Source organism: Paenibacillus sp. UNC451MF (assembly GCF_000686845.1).
Taxonomy (GTDB): domain Bacteria; phylum Bacillota; class Bacilli; order Paenibacillales; family NBRC-103111; genus Paenibacillus_S.
Window position 1 is genome coordinate 105,992 of sequence record NZ_JMLS01000024.1, and the last position, 22,615, is coordinate 128,606.

A 22,615-nucleotide genomic window follows, 5' to 3' on the forward strand; every position below is an offset into this window, starting at 1 on the left:
TATTACTTCTTCCTATCTGAAGCAATATCCACATAAGGGAGGCTATGATCAAATGAACCAAGCGAATGAGATGGACATCGACGTAACTCTCGTGAAACGATTGATCACCGTACAATTTCCGCAATGGGCAGACCATCTCATCCAACCGGTTGAATCAGCCGGGACGGACAACATGATTTATCGGCTCGGCAAAGATATGGCCGTGCGATTACCTCGTGTCGAATGGGCTATTGGACAGGTTGAGAAGGAGCAGCAGTGGCTACCCAAACTTGCACCACATATATCACTTTCTATCCCCCTCCCGCTTGTGATGGGGATGCCCGCCGAGGGCTACCCCTGGCGCTGGTCTGTGTATCGGTGGCTCGAAGGTGAGAACGCAACCATCGGGCGAATCGATGATCCTCGTCAAGCAGCGACTGCACTGGCACAATTCGTAGCCTCCTTGCAGCGGATCGATCCCACAGGGGGTCCGGCCCCAGGATCGCATAACTCTGGCCGGGGTGTGCCATTGAGCATGCGGGATGTGTCCGTCCGGAAAGCAATCGCAGACTTGAACAACGTGATCGATCCCGACTTGGCAACCGCTGCCTGGGAAGCATCCCTGCAGGCACCAGTATGGCAAGGTCCAGCCGTCTGGCTCCACGGCGACCTCCATCCGGGTAACCTGCTGGTCGAACAAGGACGACTAAGCGCCGTCATAGACTTCGGTACTCTCGGAGTAGGCGATCCGTCCTGCGATATGATGGTCGCATGGACTTTCCTATCTACCGAAAGCCGTAAGTTATTTCGCGCAGCATTATCGGTGGATGACGCCACTTGGGCTCGAGGTCGTGGCTGGGCATTATCCTTCGGGCTGATCGCCTTAGCATACTACTTAAATACGAACCCCCTACTCGCCGCAATTTCCCGACGTGCTATCGATGAAGTTCTTTCCGAGCATTTGAATGGCGAATGACACCGTTCTGATTGTTAAAAAAGGGATGCCGTTTGCCGGCAACCCTTTCTCTATCTAATGACGCTTTAGTTTCACCACGACACACCACACCATATTATTCTATCTTCTTACATAGTGACCAGAATATAGCTTCAGTTGTAAAAATAAAATGATCTATAATATAATTTAAAAAGAATAGACATTTGGGAGTGGTTGTAGTGGAAATCAGAACGGACGATCTAACTGGATATAAAGTAATCGCTTTAATTGAAGAGCATCTCCAAGGAATGTCAGAAGACTCTCCTAAGGAGAGTGTCCATGCCTTAGACCTGGATGGATTAAGAAAACCCGAGGTGACCTTTTGGAGTGCATGGGAGCAAGATGAATTACTTGGAATAGGGGCACTTAAAGAGCTTGATGTTACACATGGTGAGGTAAAGTCCATGCGTACGGCATCGTCCCATATGCGAAAAGGTGTTGCAAGAAAAATTCTTGAACATATCATAGCCGTCTCCATAGAGCGTGGGTATACTAGACTCAGTCTGGAGACTGGCTCTATGGAATCCTTTGCACCAGCAAGGAAGCTATATGAGAATCTCGGTTTCCATTATTGCAATCCATTTGCAGATTACATCGAAGATCCTTACAGTATGTTTATGACCAAGGAATTATTACGAAAAAATCCTATGAGTAATACATCAATGCAGGAGTCTTTCCGCTGAACATTCCCGCTGAGCCTAAAGGAACTTTTTCGTAAATTCAGCACCAATACGAAGGCAAATTCTCTTGCTCTGCAGCCTGGATGACCGGTGTAACATCATAGTCCACACTTTTAATATGTATTTGACCGTCCGTAATGGTGATGTAATGCGCATCTTGCGAACGGTCTTCTTTTTGCCGGGTTGGGCGATACGAGGTACTGCCCGGATTTATCCATAACTCGTCGTCTTTTAGGTAATGCACCGCTTGCCAGTGGGTATGCCCGAGGATGATTCTTTTCGCATGTGCGTGGTTTTTGGTTTCGGTGGTGTATGTGGACCAAAATTGTCTGAACTGATAAATGCTTTCGATGGTTTCATATTTTGGGCCAAATTGATGTTTCATGCAGTAGTGAATGCCGTCCATGTGGAATTCCACCGTTTCAGGTAATCGTTGCAAAAAGGCAATTTCTTCGTCATTTAGGCGGCTTGCATTATGATACGCCCAGTTTCGTTTGTTTGAAGGCAAATCCTCCATCTTTGTACTTGATTGATAATGGGCGATGACACGTTCATCATGATTCCCTTTCGTACATACCACATGTTGCTTCCGCACCCAATCGATCACCTCGTTGGGAAAAGGGCCGCTGTCAACCAGATCCCCCGTACAATAAATGATATCACTGTCACTTTCCTGTTCCCATATAGCGCGTATGGAATAAATATTGCTATGAATATCGGAAATGATGAGGGCTTTCATGTTGTAACCTCACTCCCTTTCGATATGATGATCATACAGTTATATTTGGGATAAAAATGATAATAGATTTAATTTTTCGAGTGGACTAACACATTCAGTCCAATAATTTATATTCACCGTCAGAATTAGTATTAATATGTCACCAGCACCGACTATCGTTTCGATTGCCAATTTTGCTGATCATTTATTTTTTAATTATTTCCGCATCTGATAATTCCCATCGGCTTGAAAGTGTACCTCTGATAGTAATAGGCTTATCCTTATTAACAGACGTTAAATCGACGTCTTTTGGAAAAACAACTTTAAAATCAAGTCCTGGTTTAATCTTTACGTTAATTACATTTTGTGAGTTGCTAAAATATATGCACTTCTTACTTCAGAAACAGTGCCACTCCATTGGACTTGTTTTCCTTTAATTGACTCCCAATATTCACTCTGTTGTAACGAGGTTCTAGATTCGTAGAAAGAATATAATGATTCAAAATTATTACTAATTATCCCGATCTTTTTTAACTCTTCAGCCTCTTTTTTCTCAGAATTAGAACCTAAGAATGAGATAGCAATACCAATCATAATTAGTAAGCTTATGATAGAGGCAAAGGCCATGAATGTTCTACCATATGTTTGCCTATCCCTTTTACTTTCATTAGCAGTTTCTTTCTTTATACTTGCATCACTAGATTCACAGGTATTCTTCCTTTCAAATTTATTAGAATTAGTATAACAGTGTAAATTATGGAATTCTAGAATAAAATGGGGAACAGCTGCTAATGCAGTCTGCTCCATCTATCTTTGATTTTCCTTAGAGTAAATCATCTATTTCAACAATGTGCGAATAGCCCATAAAGCATTATTTGCTATTTGCTTTATTAGTCGAGCACTCGAGCCGTAATCAGGTAAGCTTAATAGGGAATATAGGGGCAGTGGATGTATAAAATAAAGGCATTGACTAATACGATATATCGTTATATTATAGCGATATATCGTATTGAGGAGTGAATATATATGAGATTTTATCAGGGTCGTCATAAAGAGCGAAAATGTTTTAGTCACGAATACGTACACCATGAGAAGTTTTTGAGGCACCGTCATGGCGGTTCGCGGGGTGGTTTTGGTGGACGCAGTGAAGGCAAACGTCGTTTCTTTGAGCGCGGGGAGTTCAAGTTTGCTCTACTCGAGTTGTTGGCTTCGGAACCCATGCATGGCTATCAGTTGATCAAGGCTATGGAGGAGAAAACAGGTGGCTTATATACCCCTAGCGCAGGCTCTATCTACCCGAATTTGCAGTTGTTAGACGACATGAAGCTTATTAGCTACAGCGAAACAGAGGGTAAGAAGCTGTACCATATAACGGAAATGGGACTGGAATCTCTTCGTGAAAGAGAAAAAACAGTGACGGAACGGACAGAGGACCGCTGGGAACGGCATGGACGACATCGGAAGCTTGGCGGTGGAAATGGTAAGCAAGATTTGCGTGGTTTTATGAAAGAATGGTCCGATCTAGTTTATCTGATGATGAGAGCATCAGAGGCAGCGCAGGAAAACCCCACATCCAAACAGGCAACGCAGTTTCAAGAAGTAATGGCCAAGTTTCAAAACAGTTTGAAAGAAGTTCTATCCTCTGCTCCAAATTCCAGCATGGATGAAACAGTGACATCTGAAACTGATTCATTAACGGACGAAGACAAAGCTGGCGAGTAAGGTGTTGAATAACGAGTATTGTGATAACAGGAAACGATAGTTAAACTAAAGGCAGCGGTAGTCTAGGACTTCATCCTCACATCCGAAGCAACCTCTGCCTATATATTTGAGATAAGTCTATAACTTAACACTCAGATTGCATCAAAATAGATTGGATTGGTAAGAGCCACTACCAGCAGTTGATCTACTTCCTTAAAATGCCGCCACACCTCCACGCGAACAAACCTAGGGCCGGTTCGTTCATGCTTTTGAATATTCAAGCTAACTGCTTCTGATTCCTCAGAAGTACATACTTCTTCTTTTACAAGTCCTTTCTCCGTAATCCACCTTACCCGATCTCCCGGGAGCAATCCGCTGCTATTCAGCGTTACGGCATCAATCTGCTCTCGTTCCTCTTTAGGAACAGAATCTCCTGTCCGATAAGTTCCAAAACTCAGCTCTAAGAACGGACCTTCCGGGGCATAAGATATACAGACATGCCCTTTACTGATAGCATTCAAAATCCCCTGTGTCGCCTTCGTCTCCGCATACACCCATGTACAAGGCATCGCATGCTTGACATACTTGTCAGGCCGATGCACATCGCTGCCTCCAACGGCTGTCAGACGGCGCCCGCCCACCAATTGCTCCTGCCACCATTCCAGTGCCCTCGCATTGCGATCGGTCCAAGGGCCGTTCCACACCTCGACCCAATCGAAATCGACGTTAAAATCCCATTCCCATGGGCAAAAGTCACAATGAGGATGGTTCAGCACAATACGAGCTCCACGCTCGCGGGCCATACGAATCCGCTCATTGACATCAGCCTGATTTTCAACTCGAAAATCATCCAAAGGCTCAGTAACCCCCAGAAAATTGCTGTGCCCGCAATTGGTCGTGAACTCCATTCCCTGAATCATTAGCACCGCCGTGTTGCGGGGATAAGCGTAGTTTTGGCTTATTGCATTATGATCCGTCATTGCAATGAAGTCACAACCGAGCTGCTCCATGATCGCTGCATTTTCCTCCAACGAATATGTGCCGTCGCTATGTATACTATGCGTGTGCAAATCCCCTTTAAGCCACCGGGATGTTGATAGAAAGACTTCGACTGTAACTGTGACCTGACAGCCTTCCTCAGGTACCCGATAAGCGTTATGAAGTACAGCCCATGAACCGGGGTGCAGCTTACCGGGAACATAACCTGGCGTCGCTTGTTCTAGTCCAATCCTGAACTCCTTCCGCGCTCCCCCACTCCAGCCACGCACCCTCCCGGTATCCCGCACACCCAGATCAATGACCGCCCTTGCTTCACCAAACGATTCGACCAAGTAAGTAACCGCTAGCTCCTCCGCATGATCGGGCACCTCGAAAGGAATCTCGATATACATCCCTTGTTCACTGCGAGCAATGCAGCGTTGGAATTCGTTTCTCACCGTTGGTCTCTGCACTTTGTCCATATCCTGCTCTCCCCATCCGGTTTAATTAATCAATCTCCACAATCGCAACAACAGGGTAATGATCCGATGGATAGGCCTCTCGAATCTGCCTTCGGTCTACTTTCGTCTCCAGAATCTTCACACCCGGTGAACCGAAAATATAATCGATTGGATCCCCGTCCGTTCCGCCACGGAAGCTGTGAGCCGTCCGGCCAACTGTTCCCTCATAAGCCGTGTAAGCGTCCGTAAGCCATCCGTTCGGTCCTTCTTTTCCCGTTTGCCCCCGCATATAACGAATCGGCTGATCGGCGGGCGCGCTGTTCAGATCGCCCATCACGATCACAGGCACATCATGACTTATCAGGCGGGACATATAGTTCCATATCACCTTGACACCGTTGTCCCGGGCCTCTTGGCTGTAATGGTCCAAGTGAGTGTTATATACCGTAAACACGTTGTCGCCGTTTAGATCGCGAAATGTTGCCCAAGTACACATCCTAGGGAAATAACTCCCCCAGCTTTTAGTAGCTGCTTCGTCAGGCGTCTCCGAGAGCCAGAAATGCCCTTGATCAACCACGTCCAAACAGTCCTTCTTATAAAAAATCGCGTTGTGCTCATCTTCAAATCCGCCGAATCGGCCCACGCCGATCCAAGTGTACTCCTCGAGATGCTCCTGCAGCTCCGTCAACATGGAGAAATACCCTTCCTGCGTTCCGACAAGAATGGGATCATGCTCTTTAATCATATCCGCTGCGCGCTCTATGCGGTTCGGCCATGCGTTATCTCCGTCGCTTGGCGTATTGCACCGCAAATTAAACGTCATCATCGTATAGTTCATGGGTTTTATCCTCCTTAGAGTTTTGACGAAGTCAAAACTTTCTTCGTAAGCATTCACTTTGAGTTTTGACAAAGTCAAAACTTTCTTCGTAAGTATTTGCTTAGAATTATTGGGCTGTCGAGAAGCCTGTATCTTCGTGAAATTTGCTATAGAGGAAGGTGGGGTATGCCTTGGAAGAGTTTACGTCCGCCTTTGAAATTCGTGAATATACCGCTAAATTCTAATCAGATTCACGGATTTCAACAGCGGCTGGAAGGGCATACCCCACCGAACTATACTAGCAATATTTCAGCCTTTTTAGGTTTCTCGACAGCCTCGGTCTTACTTCGTAAGCATCCGCTTAGAGTTTTGCCTTCGACAAAACTTACTCCTTCACCGATCCAAGCATAATGCCGTGAATAAAATATTTTTGCAAAAACGGATAAACGATCAGAATCGGCACCATAGAAACGACGATCTTGGCGGCGTTCAACGTTTTATCCGATACTTTCATCAGCAGCTCGGCCTGCGATGAATCGAGCTCCACAATGTTCAGGTTCACCACAAGCTGCTGAATATAGGTTTGCAGAGGGTAATTCTCCGCGCTGCGCATGAAGATCATCCCGTCGAAGAAGGAGTTCCAATGCCCAACGATACTGAACAGCGTCACGGTAGCAAGAGACGGCAGCGAGAGCGGAACGAAAACTTTGATCATCATGTACCACGGTCCTGCCCCATCCATGTAGCCTGCCTCGCTCAGCTCTTTGGGCATATTACGGAAAAAATTCATCAGCAATATGACATTGAATACAGGTACAGCCCCCGGCAGCACCAGCGCCCATATTGTGTTGAACATTCCCAGTGCCTTAACCGTCAAATAGAGAGGAATGATGCCACCGCTAAACAGCATCGTGAACAGCATGAACCACATATAGAGGTTCCGAAGAGGAAACTCCTTAGTGCTTCGCGATAGCGGATAAGCCATCAGAACCGTCAGCAAGAAGTTAATGGCGCCTCCGAGGAGCACCCTTTTGACAGAAACAAAAAACGAATTGAGAAAGTGAGGCTCCTCCATAATCCGGCGGTACGATTCAATGTTAAAGCCCACCGGCCAAAACTTGACGAAGCCCCCGGACGCAGCCGCATTGTCGCTGAACGATACAGAGAACGTATGCAGAACCGGTGCGAGCGAAATGATAGAGATCATGAGCATAATGAGCAGTAATACAGCTTCAGCCAACCGCGCTGAAACGGTTTTATTCCGTACCATCCGTTTTCACCTGCTTTATTTAGAAAATACGATAATTTGCATATTTATAGGCAATCCGGTAAGAAATGATAATCAGAACGAAGCCGATTAAGGATTTTAACAGACTGACAGCCGTAGCAAAACCATACTGGGATTGAACCAGACCTACCCGGTACACATAAGTATCGATAATATCTCCAGATTCATAGACTAGCGGGTTGTACAGGTTAAATATTTGATCAAAGCCCGCGTTCAGCACGTTCCCGATACTGAGTGTCGCAAGCAGCACTACCGTAGGCACTAGACTCGGCAGCGTAATATAGTACAGCTGCTGCAGCCGGCTGGCACCGTCCATCTCCGCCGCTTCATACAGCGAGGGATTAATGCCTGCTAGAGCAGCCAAATAAATAATGGCGGCAAAGCCGAACTCTTTCCAGATATCACTGCTGATCACTATGGTTGGGAACCATTTGTTGCTAGCCAGAAATAAGATCGGCTCATGCCCCATCGCTTTGACGATTTGGTTGAAAATCCCGTCCAGCGATAACATATCGATCACGACTCCAGCCAAGATAACCCAGGACAAAAAATGAGGTAAATAAACGATCGTCTGCACCCATCGTTTGAACACCATGAAGCGGACTTCGTTAAGCAGGATTGCAAAAATTAACGGGACTACCAGATGTGCGATAATTTTACAGAGGGCTATGAAAACGGTGTTATAAAAGATCAGCCCGCTGTCTCTGATTTGGAACATGTACGTAAAATTTTCCAAACCGATCCATGGGGAATCCCAAATACCTAGTCCGATCTTGAAGTTCTGAAAAGCAATCACGATTCCGAACATCGGTACAATATGAAATAAGATCAAAAACAAAATGCCTGGCAGCAGCATCAGGTGATAGTGCTTGTAATACGATTTAATGTTCATGTCTCACCTCGGGTGATCAGATGAAGAAAGCACCGCCTTTCACGGGAGGTGCTCTCACTCTATCTTTTCTGTATTATTTTTTGGCTTTGTTAATTTCATCTACAACTTCTTTGGTGATCTCGTCGCCGCCTTGTGATTTCCAATCGGTTACGAACTGATCGAACGCATCGAGCGGCTGCTCGCCCATGACAATTTTGAAGAATGTCTCCTTCTCGAGCTTTTGCAGGTTAGCCCACTTGCGCTCCATGGTCTTCGTCACGGCCGTATACTCGCTGTATATTTTGTTCATATTCATTTTGAGCAAATCGGCTGGCACCGTGTAGCCGTAGTAGCCCGACCAATCCTTAAGATCGGCTTTCGGATTTTTCTTATCCCTCATAGCCTTGTCGTACAGCTCTTTCATCTCCGGACTGAGCTCTTCCGGCTTGGTCTGACCATTCAGTGCTTTTTTGAGAACATCCGCCTTACGTTCCACGGCATCACTGTAGTCGTACGTTGCATTCCCGATCGGCCAATATTCCGCGCTTACGGAGAAATCCAGCTTCAATGCATCGGGATCTGCTTTACGCTGGGCTGCAATGAAGGTGTTGGCATAGACCATCGCCGCTTCAGGATGCTTCATCCCTTTTTTGACGACAAGGAACGTATTGCTGACCGGAATCATCAGATTGTTAACAGTACCTTTAGCATCGGGGATCAGATAAGGAACAAAATCCACCTTAGGATCATTTTTTATAGCATCGGATATCAAGCCGCCCGACCACCATGGACCGAAGAAAATGCCTGCTTTACCGCCGACAACGACCTGATTCGGATCTTTACGCAGTGCAAACTCCTTATCGATCAAGCCCGCCGAATACATCTCTCGCAGCTTGCCAAGCGCCTGCTTCGTCTCGGGGAGGATGGAGGCATACACAATATTGCCCTTGCTGTCCTTGATCCAGTTGCCCGGATAAGCGCCGTAGGCCTGGAAGAAGCCTTTAAAGTCGATCCGCTGCGCCTTTCCTGGAACGCTAAGCGAGCCTTCAGAGCCAGCCAGTCCTATCGTGTCCGCTTTGCCATTGCCATCAGGGTCTTTTTCAACAAATGCTTTGGCTATGGAAATAACATCATCGATCGTTTTGGGCGGCTGCAGCCCTAATTTATCCATCCAGTCTTTACGCAGCCACACCATACTGGCCGCATCCGCTTGAACGCTAATATTCGGAATTCCCATCAGCTTTCCTTTATAGGTCGCTTTCTCCAATGCTTTGTTACTTGTAGACGCATACAACTCCTTCGTTAAAGGGGACGCGTATTGTTCGTACACTTTACTGAGATCCTCGATCTGACCAGCATCGGCCAACGCCAGGAACATCTGCTCATTGACGAGCATCATATCCGGCAAATCGTTGCTCGCGACTGCCAGCTTCATCTTTTGATCGTAATCCTGACCGGAGGCATACCATAATATTTTAAAATTGATGTTCGTTTTATCTGCGATGTATTTCATGTACTGGTTGCTCTCTACCGTATCGCCCGCTGGAAGCTTGGCGCCCGGGCTGACGCTTTTGAAGGTGGTTACCTCGATAGGGCTGGGCATCTTGAACGGATCGATCTTGGCGTTCGGTTGTCCTGAAGGTTTAGGAGTGTCGGCTGTCTTACCTGTTTCGGGAGTATTGCTTGAACATGCCGTCATGAATACGGTGAGTGCCGCAAATATCAGCCACGCTTTTTTCTTTCTCATACTTCCCCTCCTCAAAGGTTTTCGTTAGAAAACTAACTTCGTAAGCCTATTTTAGAGTTTTCGTAAGAAAACTGTCTTCATTTATATTTTAAAGAAAAAGAAAGACGACCAGGTCAGTTTGTGTCCTGAATTGCGGCACAAATCATCTCACGATCGTCTTTCTCTCATAGTTTTGTAGACGAAATTGCACTTCATGGAAGACGATTTGCGACCTCGTGTTCCATTTTGCGAAACTCGCTAGGGAGTACACCAGCAATTTCACGAAAAACTTTGCCGAAATATTTTTCATTGGGATATCCCGACTGTGTGGCAACCCAGCCGATTGTCCTCTCTGTACGGCAAAGCAGCTCTTTGGCATGATTGACCCGCACCTCCCGAATGTAGTCATTGAACGTCTTGCCTACAATATCCCTAAAGCAACGACTGAAATAACTGCGGCTCATATTTACTCTTCTGGCGATATCCGGCAGATGAAGCTCCTCCTGAAGCTCTTCGTGAATAATATGCACCGCCTTGGCAATGCTTGCCTTCACTTCAGGAGAGTAGGGGCTGTCTAGCTCCTGTAGGACGTTAGCATGATCGGCCATCTCTATTCGCCAATCCGCCTCCTGAGCCTGCTCCTTCATCTTGTCCACGATTCTCTTCAGCACTTCACCCATATGCTCATGTTCAAGCTCAACCTTTGTAATATAATCCAGCGCTCCGAGACGAAGTGCTTCCTGAATGAATTCAAAATCCTGGTGAAAAGTGAGTACAACCATCGCTACATGCCGATGCCGCTCCTTAACCGACCGCATCAGATCGATTCCCGACATAACAGGCATAGCCAAGTCCGTAATCAACAGGTTGACCTCATGGTGCTCGAGAAACTCCAATGCTTTCCGGCCGTTTCCCGCTTCTCCTACGACCTCCAGGTTGTAATCCTTCCATGGCATCATGGAGATAAAGCCTTTGCGCACTAAATGATCATCGTCTACCACCAGTACTTTCAGCATGGTGACACCTCCCTATGAATCCTGCTTAATTCACAAGCTCAGTCTTCGCTATTGGAAGACGGAGCCGGATCGTCGTACCTGACCCTATTGTACTTTCAATATGAAAGCTTGCCTCAGCGCCGAATTGAAACTTGACCATGCGGTACACATACTGTAGCCCGATTCCAAGCCCCACCATTTTTCTCTCCGGATTGTCTTCAAGCACGAGGCGATCCATTTCCTCCTGCGTCATCCCTTCTCCATTGTCCCTCACTTCGATGATGACATGCGACTGCCCATCCTCCTTGACGACGACTTCAATAGCGCCTTGATCCTCCATGCCGTGATACAAGGCATTTTCAACCAAAGGCTGCAGGATAAATCTCGGGATCGGCAGCTCCAGCGCCTTCGGGTTCGCGTGAATATGAACATCAAACTCAAAATGATACCGAATTCCCTGTAATTCGACATAATGCCGTAGAGCCTCGATTTCGTCTCGTATGCGGGCAGGGCCCCCTTTTCCGAGATTATAATAAAGCACTTTATTAAGCATCGATACAAGACGGTCAATGTCTCTTTGTCCATTGGCTCGGGCAAGCCAGCGAACCGTATCGAGCGTATTATGAATAAAATGCGGATTAATCTGGGTCATCAGCTTTTCGACTTCAAGGAGAGCTTTGCCCTTTTCTTTTTGCTCTACCTCATTAATCAGCTCGAATATACGTCCCCTCATGTCGGCAAACTCACGGTAAATGACGGCAAATTCCGAAATATGCGATTGCCTTGTTGGGAAGTGCTCATAATTATGCTTTACGCTGCGAATATCCGCATTCAGGACATTAAGCGGACGGTACACGGTGCGCCATATGAGCCAGGCGAGATAGCCGCTAGCCGCAAGCGTGAGCACTGCGAACAAAGCGAATTGCTTGATCCACCGGTTAATTTCCTGCTTGTATACTGATTGAGGAACAGCAGCCATCACTTTCCAGGACTGATTGCTCGTCTCCTCGAACATGTAATAGTCCTCTGACGCAGCTTCTTTCATCTTCGCGGACAATGCGCTGGAACCAATCGGAAAATCGGTCTTATTCTCGCTAAACACGACCTTGCCGTTATTGTCTACGATGAGATGGACCAAGTGACCTCCGAACTGATCGTTGTCCTTAATAATGCTCTCGGCCAGCTTGAAATTGGTCTCTATATAGACGTACACATCATCGCGATCCGGCAGCTCCACCTTGCGCAGTATCGATAGCACTTCATTGCCATCTATCGGATTGAGCGAACGATGCGGACCGTAATAGGTAATTTTATCGAAACGAATTAGCACAGGGAGCTTCAGGATATCATCATCACGCACATTAAAGTTCTCAAACAGCTTCTGGTTATCGTTCGCAAAATAGTAGAACATAAGGCCAAGCGTAGGGTTCGTAAAATGAATCAAGCTGAGCTCACTGCGAATGTCGTCATTCAGTCTCTTCTTCTCGTAATAATCAGCTGCCAAATAGCTTTCCAGGTTTTTACCGACTCTACCGTCAAAAGCAAGCTGCTGGGAGGTATGGTTCAGCTGGCCTATCGTATCCTCAAGAGAAATGCGTACCTGATGAAGGTTGCTCTGTACGCCTCCTTCCGCCTTATTTTGCAAAATGGCATACATCGAAAAATAAGAAATACTTCCGATCAAGATCAGTGGAGTCAACGAGCTTATGAATAAGATGACAATCAGTTGATATTTCAACGAGTACGGCCTCGAATAATCTCTGCGCAGTAACGGTATTTTCATTAACCCACCCTCGCTTTACAAAACCTTAATAAAGCGCTTCCAAATTTAAGTCAGCTGTTGGGACACATTGAATCGCCCTGTCCACGTAAGCTGGTTCTCCCCCCTCTTTATTGCTTATTATATAGAGCTAAAAATCGGCTTACAACCGCTTTTTGCATGATAAAGGTTAAGTTTAGGTAAAGCGCTTAATCGAATATTAGATTCGCTATTATGACAATAGCTGTCACTATTATCGTTTATTATGAATATAAGACCAGCAGGACTTAACAAACCGAACTTAACAAAACCAAAGGAGCTGTATACGATGATTTTACAAATGACCCCTTTTATCATGTTGGACGGAAATGCCAAGGAGGCTATCCAATTTTATGAAAAAGCGTTACATGCCAAAGTCCTTTTTACACAAACCTTCGGAGAAGCGCCTGTAAGCCCAGAATCCCCTGTACCGGAGGATATAAAAGAACGCCTGGCCCACTCCGTATTAAAAATTGGCGAAGCCGATCTGTTCGTTGCCGATACTACACCTGGTCAACCCCACCAAGGTGGAGATACTGTATACATCTGTATTACCACTAACGATATTGAAGAAGCAAACCAATTGTTTGACTCCTTGCAGCAAGAAGGCCAAGTGAGCTTTCCTCTGCAGGAAACTCATTTTAGCCCCGCTTATGGTATTGTAACGGACAAGTTCGGAGTTACTTTCCAGATATTCGCCAAAAAGAAATGAGCGATGAATAAGGAATTCGATACGTTTCTTATTCGACTCAGTTAGCTGCTGCTGTTATTATGACAAAAAAAGCCGCCACAACGCATGGCGGTTTTTTGCTTGAAGCCTCTCTGAATCTAACTTCTCTTCATCCGCTTATAGCAGCGCAGCGGCTTGGCTTACCAGCGACGAAAGTTGATCGAGATCGACCGTTTGACCTTGTCGCAGCTTTATTGTTTTTCTTTCAGGTGGACCGTCGAACATCCCTTCCGGAAGCGTAAGCTCACTTGCGTTAAAGATCGTAAAGCTTACCGCGTCTTTGGAATTGCTAATGACAGCGGAGTATTTGCCATTGCTCAAAAAATGAGGTTTCTTGTACTGAATCCGCTCTTGAATGTCTGGAACTGCCTTATGAACAGCCTCGCGAAGCTGGAAGCTCAGCTCCCTCTGCCAAGGCTCTTTTACTGCTTCAATAAATTCCGTTACTTCTTGGTTCATCTGTCATTCTCCTTTATTATCCATGATATTAACCATTAAAATCTGTATCTATAAGCACGACGAACGAGAAACGTTGAAATCGACCGCCGACGAAAAATCTTCTAACTTTTTCTCAGCACGTCCATTTAGTCCAGCAAATCAAACTCCGTGACGGGTGGTTTGGGTTCTAACAACGATTCCTGCTCGAAAAGCCGGCGAAGCTCAATTTCCCCCGCGCCGTAGCCCTGGGGATCCGGCATCCGCATCGCCCAATCGATCGCTTCTTGCTCCGACTCCACTTCAATCAGTGTATATCCCGAAACCAGTTGCTGCTCCCATGCAAAAGGTCCTACCGTTACCTTGGGTTGACCCCCTGGTACCGGATAAGAAATTCGCAGCCCGCTCGAACTAGGCTGCAGCCTTTCCGCTGAGAGAAGCACGCCGGCTTTGGTTAAAGAATCGTTATAAGCCCTCATCGCTTCATTGAGTTCCCGGCTGGGCTTCACGCCCGCCTCAGAATGCCCGCTTGCTTTGACAATCATTATAAATCGCATTGATATTTCCCTCCTTCTACCTAAACGACGAACGGAAGAAGAAATAATCGACATCGCAAACAAATCATTTTCAAAAAAAGCGAATGAACGTTATGTCCACTCGCTTCTCGACTTGATTTAGATGGTAAGTAGTTAGCTGCCTGATTCGCTTGATGCGCACTCGGCAGCGTGTTTGAGCAAAAGTTCACGCTCACGTGTATTACGTGTCAGCGCCGCAGCGCGCTCGAACTCTTCGCTAGCTTCATCGTAACGTCCCAATTTGGCCAAAAGGTCGCCGCGAACGCTAGGCAGAAGGTGATAATCCTTCAGCGACGGTACGGAAGTCAGCTCATCGACCATTTGAAGACCAAACGATGGTCCAAATGCCATAGCTATGGCTACTGCACGATTAAGCTCTACGATAGGTGAAGGCATCACACGGGACAATGCTTCGTAGAGAGCGGCAATGCGCACCCAGTTCGTCTCTGCTGCGGTTCGAGCCTCCGTGTGGCACGCTGATATCGCGGCCTGCAGAGAATAGGGACCAAGGGGGCGACCTAGCTTCTTAGCTCGCTCGAGTGAGGTCAAACCGCGGCGAATCAGCAGATGATCCCATAACCCTCGATTTTGATCCATAAGAAGCACGGGCTCTCCCGCAGGGCCTACACGGGTTTTGAACCTTGACGCTTGAAGCTCCATCAATGCTACCAGGCCATGAACCTCCGGCTCCATTGGAGCGATTTCAGCAAGGATACGGCCAAGCCTAAGCGCCTCCTGACAAAGCAAAGGGCGTATCCAATGGTTCCCGGATGTTGCCGTATATCCCTCATTGAACATAAGATATACAACCTCAAGCACCGTAGACAGACGCTCCTTGAGCTCATCGCCTACTGGAAGCTCAAATGGAACTTGCGCCTTGCTTAGAGTCCTCTTCGCCCTTACGATCCGCTGCGCGATAGTCGATTCCGCAACGAGGAAGGCGTGGGCAATCTCATCTGTGGTGAGACCTCCAAGGAGACGGAGCGTCAGAGCAACACGTGCTTCCTGGGATAGGATCGGATGACAAGTTGTAAAGATTAATCGTAGGAGATCGTCACCGATATCCCCTTCCGTCGTAACTTCCAGCGCATGCTCCGTAAATAGATCATTGCTGCGGCTAAACTCTTCATATTTCCGGTCACGGAGTTTGTTTCTTCTTAACAGATCGATTGCACGACGTTTTGCCGTAGCCATCAGCCAGGCACCGGGATTGTCCGGAATGCCGCTATCGGGCCACTTTTCTAAGGCAATGACAAGCGCATCCTGCGCAAGATCTTCCGCGAGACCAACATCGCGTACCATACGTGATAATCCTGCGATAAGCTTGGCCGATTCAATTCGCCATATGGCATCAATGGTACGGTGAGCTGCTGAAGAAGCCGTCACGATTTCTTGAGCCTCTCCATTTGTTCATGAAGTAAGGCCAACATTTCCGGATCTTGCGTTAAATCCGGCGCCTCGATCACCTGCCGAAGCTCGATTTGTCCTTCCCCATGCCCATGGGGGTCCGGCATACGCATGGCCCATTCAATCGCCTCTTCTCTTGACTTCACCTCTATGAGTGTGTATCCGGCAATTAACTCCTTTGCCTCGGTGAAAGGGCCATCGATCACCTTCGGTTTGCCTCCTGGCTCCGGATAGGAGATCCGAATGGCGTTCGAGCTTGAATACAATCCATCGGCAGCAAGCAGTACGCCTGCCTTAGCCAGCTCTTCGTTATACCGCAGCATGGCTTCGATAAGCTCCTGACTAGGCATAATATCTGCCTCGGAATCCTTAGTAGCTTTAACAATCATCATAAATCGCACAGGTAATTTCCCTCCTGAATTTTATTATTAGAGACTTGTTTTTTGAGTTGTTATCAAACCGATAAACGATGCCTCTACATAGTCGACGAATGCAGATTGATTAAATCGACATGCCGGGGCATGTTTTTAATTAAAATTGAAAACTTGGTCGTTGTTCAACATGAGCAGCACTGTTAATCATTCGTCACTTGTAAAAAAACTCCTTTTGCTTTCCTCAAGCTAAGCTTTAATAAGAGGCATGCAGCAGCTGTTCGATAAACTGTTTCTCCTCAGGATTTCTTTGGGTCAGCTTATCGTACAGCTCCTTGTCCTCTTTGCCGCTTTTGGCAAGCGCAGCTAAATACCAACGGGCGATAACCTGCTGCACCTGTTCTTCCAGCCGTCCGTTGCTTCCCAGCTTCAAGGCTGCCTCCGCTTCATTATAGTGTCCTTCTATGTACAGCATTTGACCTGCTGCGATGGCCATTTCCGGGGTAACCGTGAACGGGGCTCCCAGGTTGATCGTTTTGGGCATAGCATCAAGCTGCTTGCGCTTGTCGAGAAAATGGTTGAACAGCTTTATTCCTTCGCTGCGATGCATTGAGGCGGCATTGATATCATGAGCGAGCTGCGCTTTTTCGCTTAGCTGGAAATGAACGGAGAGCGCCCGCTCATATAGCATAGGTTCCCATGGAAATTTGTTTAACGCATCCAATGTTACGGTTAATGCCGACTCATAATCCTGCTTTCTGATAGCTCTTATCCATTTTTCTTCCACAAGCTCCCTCGACCATGGCTCTACCTTCTGCAGCCTCTCCTCCAGCTTCAATGCTTCCTGATCAAAGCGTTCATCCTTCGTTTGGGAAAAGCCGGATCGCCAAAGATTTATTAACAACAGCATATAGCCGGGATTATCCGGTTGCTTATTTATTGCCTCTTGCATCCATTGGGTTGTTTCCTGGAGGTCGACCTCCTCTTGCTCGTACATAGCTTTCACCGCGTTCTGCATCGTTCGGCCACCTGACACATTCAACACACCTGTAATCATCAGGAAGATCGCTGCCACAGACAGCAAAACTCCGTAAATGATAGCCGGTTTCATGTTGATCAAGCTCCATGTCAGCTTCTTGCTCGTCCCTGCATGATCGCCCGTCGCAGGCAATCGCTCACCCCCGACAGCCGCCATACCTCCTAAACAGAGGAAAACGAGCGAAGTCAAATACACAAAGCTTAAATCAAAATCCATCAGGCTGTGCATCAACAAAGCACCAGCGACAATGAAGTACATTACATGAGGCTCAGACTTAACATTCAGTCGAAGCAACGCACGAATATACCTGAAGACCACATAGCCAAGCAGTATGATAAAAGAAAGAAGCCCTACGGTTCCCTGCTCGATCCACAGCTGCAAAATAAAATTATGTGCTTGCCGGCTAGTATAAGGGTAGCTTTGATATGTCGGATACAAGCTCGACCAAGCTCCACCGCCCGCTCCAAACACAGGGTAATCCTTGATGATTTTTAACGAGTCCAAGTAAAATACGCCGCGCTCCAGCACACTATGCTGCTCGAAGTTGATACTCTTTATCCTCTGCTCCAAAGTTTGCGGCAGCAGTGACAATAGCGGACTATCTATGGCTACAATGACAAAGGCTAATAGACCTACGACAACCATTCCGGATGGAAGCACCCACCGGCGAGTCCACAACCTCGATGTTCCTATACTCGTTTCCCGGGTATCTTGTTTCTCCATATTCCGATCACGCAGCAGCAGGAAATGCTGAGCAGCCCAACCGATCAGAGCGGCTCCCAACGCTACGGCAAGCAGAAGCCCCCAGCCCTCCCAGATCGATGCAGCGGCTTGATTCTTCTGCACAGACAGAGCTGTTTCCGTCATTGGTGTCAGAATAGATAATGTCCCCAATCCTGCCAATAGCAGGTGGAGCAGCAGCATCCATTGTCTGGACATCTTCAGCAGCAGCATTAGCAATAGAACGATAATAGGCAGCATTAGCAGCGCTCCGCGAGACAAAGTCAAGAATAGCGACAGAATGGCTGGAACGAGCATGAATGCGTGAAGCAAGGACATGGTTCTACTTTTTTCCGTCACCGCACCATAAGCTGCACAAGCTATAACAACCAGCAAAAATCCTGCATTGGCATTCGGATACTGGAAGACGGAGTTTAACCGTAAACCATACGACTCGACGACAACAGCAGACCAATAATGCGCATTCCCGAATAAAGTAAGAAGGCCATACAAGGTAACGATATAAGTGCTCATTACAATGAGCTGTGGAAGCAGTCTTCGGCCTGACGGATTGAGCGTAATGATCATTCCAAGCAGAAACATGATTGCGTAGAACAATTGAACCTGAATGAGTAAAAAAGCGTAGTGTACGGAGACAGCTTGTATGTACGACAATATGGCGCTGATCGGCATAAGCCAAACGAGCCCAAGTGTTATGCCGTGATCCTTCCATTGCTCGCGGTATTTTACCGCGTAGACAGCAATAATTAGCAAAATAAAAGACGCCAGCAGCAGCGTGCTTTGGATCGGCAGCTCGTAAGAGATATTGGATCTTGGATCACCCTCGATCCTAGCTGACAAGAATAATCCCTTAAGGTATGGAACCAACAGTAAATAAGCCGTAACAAAAATAAAAAACACCCCGTGCATAACGGTGCTCTTTTCGCTCGACCTGCCGGATTTCAAACCTACTCCTCTACTTCGATACTTCGTTTGCGTTTGCATTTGGTATATACCCTCCATTGATTTCATCCTGGCTATTAGCTTGTTTATTACATAGACGAGTAAATTATGGAAAATGTTCCTAAAAACATGAAAAATATTGTCAATTTATGTTTCCTAACCACAAAAAGACTCCCGCTGTTTTAGCGGGAGTTAAGCTTGTTGAAATGCCATATTTTCAGAACTACTAGGTGGTAGGTGGAATATCTCCTGAAGGAGGTACTCGACCGATAACCGGGAAGCTCCTCCTTTCATTGGGTTCTCTTCAACTGCTTCAGCTATTAAGATGGAGCCTATCTCATCCACAAAGGACCAACATCTTGCGCAGTCAATGGCTTGCGCGTCACATTGGCGGATGAAGCCTCATCGGCTCCTACATCGTTATTGCCGTCATTTCTAGCCTGACCGTCCATATCATCTGTCACGTAGCTGCCGGCAGCCGCGTTCACAGCCGGGCTATTCGCACCAGGGCGATATAAGCCATTTACCAGAGTCATACTCGAATCAAGCATATTTTTCTCCAGTATATTCGGGAGGAAAGTAAACTTATTCAAAGGCGCAGCTGTATCCTGCGCTATTGTATCGATCGTTTTGCCACCGGATGGTCTATAGAAGAGATTGTTCGAGATCGTGTTGTTTTGCGGCAGCAGCACCATCTGGTATTCCGGCCACATTGGCTTCATTTTTCAGCAAAAGTGGACAACTTTCATTTATCTCAGCTCATTTACTTCCCTTATTTCATTCAAGTTAATGATACCGAGTACGTATCCAGCCTGTTTCGAAAATTGACGGATGCCTATCAAACAAGAAACGATCTGACCTCCCCTTTAAAAATCAGATCCAGTCTAATGGATATCCTTACTTATTTTTTGGAGCATTCTCCTGAACATACGGTTGGGCTGCTGCCTTCATCTCCATCTTCATCCAATCACATTCTCAAGTACATTGAGGATCATATAGCTGAGCCTTTGACGCTGGAAAGATTAGCTGGAGAGTTTCATTATAATCCGAACTATTTCATCCGTTATTTCAAATCCATGTTCAAGATGTCCCCAATCCAATACATAGGCATGGTCAGAATTGAGAATGCCAAAAGACTCCTTATAGAGACGGAGTGGACTATCGAGAAAATAGCAAGGGCTGTAGGTTTGGACCGATTTTATTTCTCTAAAACATTCCGTCAAGTGACCTCCTTATCTCCCAGCATGTACCGCAAAATGCACCGTACAGAGTTATCCCGATCATCCGCCGAATAAAACTGTAAAAATTAAAAAAGCCGAAAATCCCCAGAGGAACAATCGGCTTTTCATCTATTTCTTATTGTTTTATGTCGTAGATTTTGTACATGTCATCCAGCATGAGGTTAGCCGCTTTAACGCCGCCAGCTGTATTCCAAGTGGTGTCATCTACTTTAATCAGTTTGTTATTCTTAACTACTTTCAGGTTTTTCCACAACGGATCGTTCATCCATTCTTTCTCCTGCTGAGTTCCTTTGCCATCTCCGGTTTCATACGTAAAGTAGAAGACGCGGTCAGCGGCATCAAGCTCAGGCAGACGTTCCTTAGTAATATCCTCGAATGATTTCTCATCGCTCTTAGGGTCAGAACGCGGGATACCGATTTGTTGGAAAATAACGCCTGTAAACATGTTGCCATAATAGAATCTGGTTTTGCCGCCCATGAAACGAACAACAGCTACTTTCTCTTTCAGCTTATCGCCGGCTTTGCTTTTGAAATCCTCAATGCGTTTGTCAAAAGCGGTGATAATTTGCTCTCCTTCTTTCTTCTTGTTCAAAGCGTCGGCATAAAACGAGAAGTTGCTTTTCCATTCGCCGCGCAATGTTTCGGAATATACAGTTGGAGCAATTGCTTTCAATTGATCGTAGATTTTTTCATGACGCATTTTGTTACCGATAATCAAATCCGGTTTCAAAGAAGCGATGATTTCCAAGTTAGGCTGGGATTCTGTTCCGACTGTTGTTACACCCGCCATGTCCGCTTTAATATGATCGAACCAAGGCTTACCGGTATACGATTCCACAGCGCCGACAGGCTTAACACCCAGCGCGAGCAAAGCTTCCGTTCCTTCGTTTGTCAAAATGATGACCTTTTGCGGATGTGCAGGTACGTCTGTCTCACCCATCGAGTGCTTAATTTTACGTGGAGCATCCGTTGCAGCCGTTCCCGCATTGGCTTTGTTATCGGCAGCTCCTGTCTGTGCCTGCTGCTTCCCGCCGCAAGCAGCCAAGAAAACAGACAACATTAAAATGACAGCGAGCAGGGCTGCTGATCTCATTCGAAAGGATTGGTTCTTGTAATACATTTCTGTCTAGACCTCCCAAGTTCGTTCATATGATAATGATTCTCATTCACATCGATAATAGTACTTGAACCTAGGAAAGATGTCAATCTCTTTTTTGTTCGAGAGTCCTTGAATAAAAAGAAAACTCCCTACTCTCGAACTATATTCCGAGTAGGAAGTTGGCCGTACTTTGCTACAACATTCGAGAAGGAAGAGGAACCATGATGCGCCTGCGCCGCTGAAACGTAGCCCATTCTCTCACTCCGAGCTCCCTCACTGTGTCTGTGACGCGCTGCAGTTCGTAGGCGAGCTGCTCTGGAGCATGCGCATCGGAACCGAAAGTAAGCGGGACCTTCAAGCTCACCAATCGCTCGATAATTTCTATGGAGGGGAACCATGATCCACAAGGCTTGCGCAGCCCTGATGAATTGATTTCAACAGCAATGTCAGCGTCTGCAATAATTCGAGCCGTCACATCCCACAGCTCGTGGAGGTTACCCTCTGGTAGTATATTCAAGCCTTTGACCGCGTCCATATGGCCTAAAATATCAAACTGACCGCACCGTGCCGCCTCCTGAATCAGGCGTATATAGCTGGAGTATGTTTTCTCGATTTGTAGTCCCTCTTGCTTCCATAGTTTTGGACTAAAAACATGAAAGCCGTTGCCGTTTAGATAGTGAACCGAACCCATGATATAGTCGAGAGGATAACCGGCATAAATTCGGCCATATTCCTCCGCCCAACCATGAAAATAGTCTGACTCCACACCTAAGCGAACATCAATGCGACCCCTGTATTCATCCCTCAGCCGAACCATTTCTTCCACATAGAGCGCAAATTCAGACTTGGCCATCGTCATTCCTGGAACAGGATGATCTTCTTCCCGATTAAAGAACGGGCTGTGATCGGATAAGCCTATCTGATCCAGCCCAAGCCTAATAGCAGATTCAATCATATCTCTGAGCGACCCTTGGGCATGTCCGCAGCGGTCATGGTGGGTATGATAGTCAATTTTCATAAAAGTTTCCT

The 22,615-nt window shown here is 46.6% G+C and carries 22 protein-coding genes; 5 read left to right on the top strand and 17 right to left on the bottom strand.

Annotation, left to right across the window (positions count from 1 at the left end):
* The first annotated feature begins 52 nt into the window (after window positions 1–52).
* Both BP97_RS0123215 and BP97_RS37185 read left to right on the top strand, forming a co-directional pair.
* Window positions 53–955 carry an aminoglycoside phosphotransferase family protein gene (locus BP97_RS0123215; RefSeq protein WP_028551267.1) on the top strand — a complete coding sequence of 301 codons (903 nt, stop codon included), beginning with the start codon at window positions 53–55 and terminating at the stop codon, window positions 953–955.
* A 197-nt stretch (window positions 956–1,152) separates the two neighbouring features.
* A complete protein-coding gene (locus BP97_RS37185; protein WP_051620901.1) occupies window positions 1,153–1,656 on the top strand; it encodes a GNAT family N-acetyltransferase in 504 nt (167 codons plus the stop codon).
* Window positions 1,657–1,693: 37 nt separating this feature from the next.
* Here the strand turns inward: BP97_RS37185 and BP97_RS0123225 are convergent, their stop codons facing one another.
* Together BP97_RS0123225 and BP97_RS0123230 are read right to left on the bottom strand one after the other, a co-directional pair.
* Window positions 1,694–2,392: a metallophosphoesterase family protein gene (locus BP97_RS0123225; RefSeq protein WP_028551268.1), complete on the bottom strand. Its 699-nt coding sequence runs from the start codon at window positions 2,390–2,392 to the stop codon at window positions 1,694–1,696.
* A gap of 336 nt (window positions 2,393–2,728) precedes the next feature.
* The gene (locus tag BP97_RS0123230; protein ID WP_028551269.1) at window positions 2,729–3,178 is read right to left on the bottom strand and encodes a hypothetical protein; all 450 of its coding nucleotides are present in this window, start codon (window positions 3,176–3,178) and stop codon (window positions 2,729–2,731) included.
* Window positions 3,179–3,397: 219 nt separating this feature from the next.
* Here BP97_RS0123230 and BP97_RS0123235 point away from each other — a divergent pair, with 219 nt between their 5' ends.
* Window positions 3,398–4,093 carry a PadR family transcriptional regulator gene (locus BP97_RS0123235; protein ID WP_028551270.1) on the top strand — a complete coding sequence of 232 codons (696 nt, stop codon included), beginning with the start codon at window positions 3,398–3,400 and terminating at the stop codon, window positions 4,091–4,093.
* A gap of 131 nt (window positions 4,094–4,224) precedes the next feature.
* Here BP97_RS0123235 and BP97_RS0123240 read toward each other — a convergent pair whose 3' ends face one another.
* The 7 genes from BP97_RS0123240 to BP97_RS0123270 form a co-directional block, all read right to left on the bottom strand.
* Complete coding sequence (locus BP97_RS0123240) at window positions 4,225–5,532, bottom strand: CehA/McbA family metallohydrolase (RefSeq protein ID WP_028551271.1); 1,308 nt, start codon at window positions 5,530–5,532, stop codon at window positions 4,225–4,227.
* Window positions 5,533–5,557: 25 nt separating this feature from the next.
* Window positions 5,558–6,349, bottom strand: coding sequence for an endonuclease/exonuclease/phosphatase family protein (locus tag BP97_RS0123245; protein ID WP_028551272.1), 792 nt, complete (start codon window positions 6,347–6,349; stop codon window positions 5,558–5,560).
* Window positions 6,350–6,713: 364 nt separating this feature from the next.
* On the bottom strand, window positions 6,714–7,598 hold the full coding sequence (locus tag BP97_RS0123250; protein ID WP_028551273.1) for a carbohydrate ABC transporter permease: 885 nt from the start codon (window positions 7,596–7,598) through the stop codon (window positions 6,714–6,716).
* A 19-nt stretch (window positions 7,599–7,617) separates the two neighbouring features.
* Complete coding sequence (locus BP97_RS0123255; RefSeq protein ID WP_028551274.1) at window positions 7,618–8,508, bottom strand: ABC transporter permease; 891 nt, start codon at window positions 8,506–8,508, stop codon at window positions 7,618–7,620.
* Window positions 8,509–8,581: 73 nt separating this feature from the next.
* Window positions 8,582–10,234 carry an extracellular solute-binding protein gene (locus BP97_RS0123260; protein ID WP_028551275.1) on the bottom strand — a complete coding sequence of 551 codons (1,653 nt, stop codon included), beginning with the start codon at window positions 10,232–10,234 and terminating at the stop codon, window positions 8,582–8,584.
* A gap of 191 nt (window positions 10,235–10,425) precedes the next feature.
* Entirely contained in the window at window positions 10,426–11,229 is an 804-nt protein-coding gene (locus tag BP97_RS0123265; RefSeq protein ID WP_028551276.1) for a response regulator transcription factor, read from the bottom strand.
* 25 nt (window positions 11,230–11,254) lie between these two features.
* Window positions 11,255–12,991 carry a sensor histidine kinase gene (locus BP97_RS0123270; protein WP_051620903.1) on the bottom strand — a complete coding sequence of 579 codons (1,737 nt, stop codon included), beginning with the start codon at window positions 12,989–12,991 and terminating at the stop codon, window positions 11,255–11,257.
* Between the two features lie 304 nt (window positions 12,992–13,295).
* On the opposite strand from BP97_RS0123270, the gene BP97_RS0123275 reads away from it, so the two are divergent.
* Entirely contained in the window at window positions 13,296–13,718 is a 423-nt protein-coding gene (locus BP97_RS0123275; RefSeq protein WP_028551278.1) for a VOC family protein, read from the top strand.
* 135 nt (window positions 13,719–13,853) lie between these two features.
* On the opposite strand, the gene BP97_RS0123280 is transcribed toward BP97_RS0123275, so the two are convergent.
* The 6 genes from BP97_RS0123280 to BP97_RS40310 form a co-directional block, all read right to left on the bottom strand.
* Window positions 13,854–14,195, bottom strand: coding sequence for a DUF1801 domain-containing protein (locus BP97_RS0123280; RefSeq protein WP_028551279.1), 342 nt, complete (start codon window positions 14,193–14,195; stop codon window positions 13,854–13,856).
* Between the two features lie 125 nt (window positions 14,196–14,320).
* The gene (locus BP97_RS0123285) at window positions 14,321–14,728 is read right to left on the bottom strand and encodes a YciI family protein (RefSeq protein WP_028551280.1); all 408 of its coding nucleotides are present in this window, start codon (window positions 14,726–14,728) and stop codon (window positions 14,321–14,323) included.
* Between the two features lie 132 nt (window positions 14,729–14,860).
* Window positions 14,861–16,132 (bottom strand): RNA polymerase sigma factor, encoded by a 1,272-nt coding sequence (locus BP97_RS0123290; RefSeq protein WP_028551281.1) that lies wholly within the window; start codon window positions 16,130–16,132, stop codon window positions 14,861–14,863.
* Window positions 16,129–16,554 carry a YciI family protein gene (locus tag BP97_RS0123295; protein WP_028551282.1) on the bottom strand — a complete coding sequence of 142 codons (426 nt, stop codon included), beginning with the start codon at window positions 16,552–16,554 and terminating at the stop codon, window positions 16,129–16,131. Before BP97_RS0123295 ends, BP97_RS0123290 begins: the two co-directional genes overlap by 4 nt.
* 226 nt (window positions 16,555–16,780) lie before the next feature.
* The gene (locus BP97_RS0123300) at window positions 16,781–19,288 is read right to left on the bottom strand and encodes an O-antigen ligase family protein (RefSeq protein ID WP_028551283.1); all 2,508 of its coding nucleotides are present in this window, start codon (window positions 19,286–19,288) and stop codon (window positions 16,781–16,783) included.
* 290 nt (window positions 19,289–19,578) lie between these two features.
* Window positions 19,579–19,959: a hypothetical protein gene (locus BP97_RS40310; protein ID WP_197035520.1), complete on the bottom strand. Its 381-nt coding sequence runs from the start codon at window positions 19,957–19,959 to the stop codon at window positions 19,579–19,581.
* Between the two features lie 174 nt (window positions 19,960–20,133).
* Between BP97_RS40310 and BP97_RS37190 the strand changes: the two genes are divergently transcribed.
* Window positions 20,134–20,541, top strand: a complete 408-nt coding sequence (locus BP97_RS37190; RefSeq protein ID WP_197035521.1) for an AraC family transcriptional regulator — start codon at window positions 20,134–20,136, stop codon at window positions 20,539–20,541.
* A gap of 61 nt (window positions 20,542–20,602) precedes the next feature.
* Here BP97_RS37190 and BP97_RS0123315 read toward each other — a convergent pair whose 3' ends face one another.
* Window positions 20,603–21,607, bottom strand: coding sequence for an ABC transporter substrate-binding protein (locus BP97_RS0123315; RefSeq protein WP_197035522.1), 1,005 nt, complete (start codon window positions 21,605–21,607; stop codon window positions 20,603–20,605).
* Between the two features lie 172 nt (window positions 21,608–21,779).
* Window positions 21,780–22,604, bottom strand: coding sequence for a histidinol-phosphatase (locus BP97_RS0123320; protein ID WP_028551286.1), 825 nt, complete (start codon window positions 22,602–22,604; stop codon window positions 21,780–21,782).
* Between the last annotated feature and the right edge of the window lie 11 nt (window positions 22,605–22,615).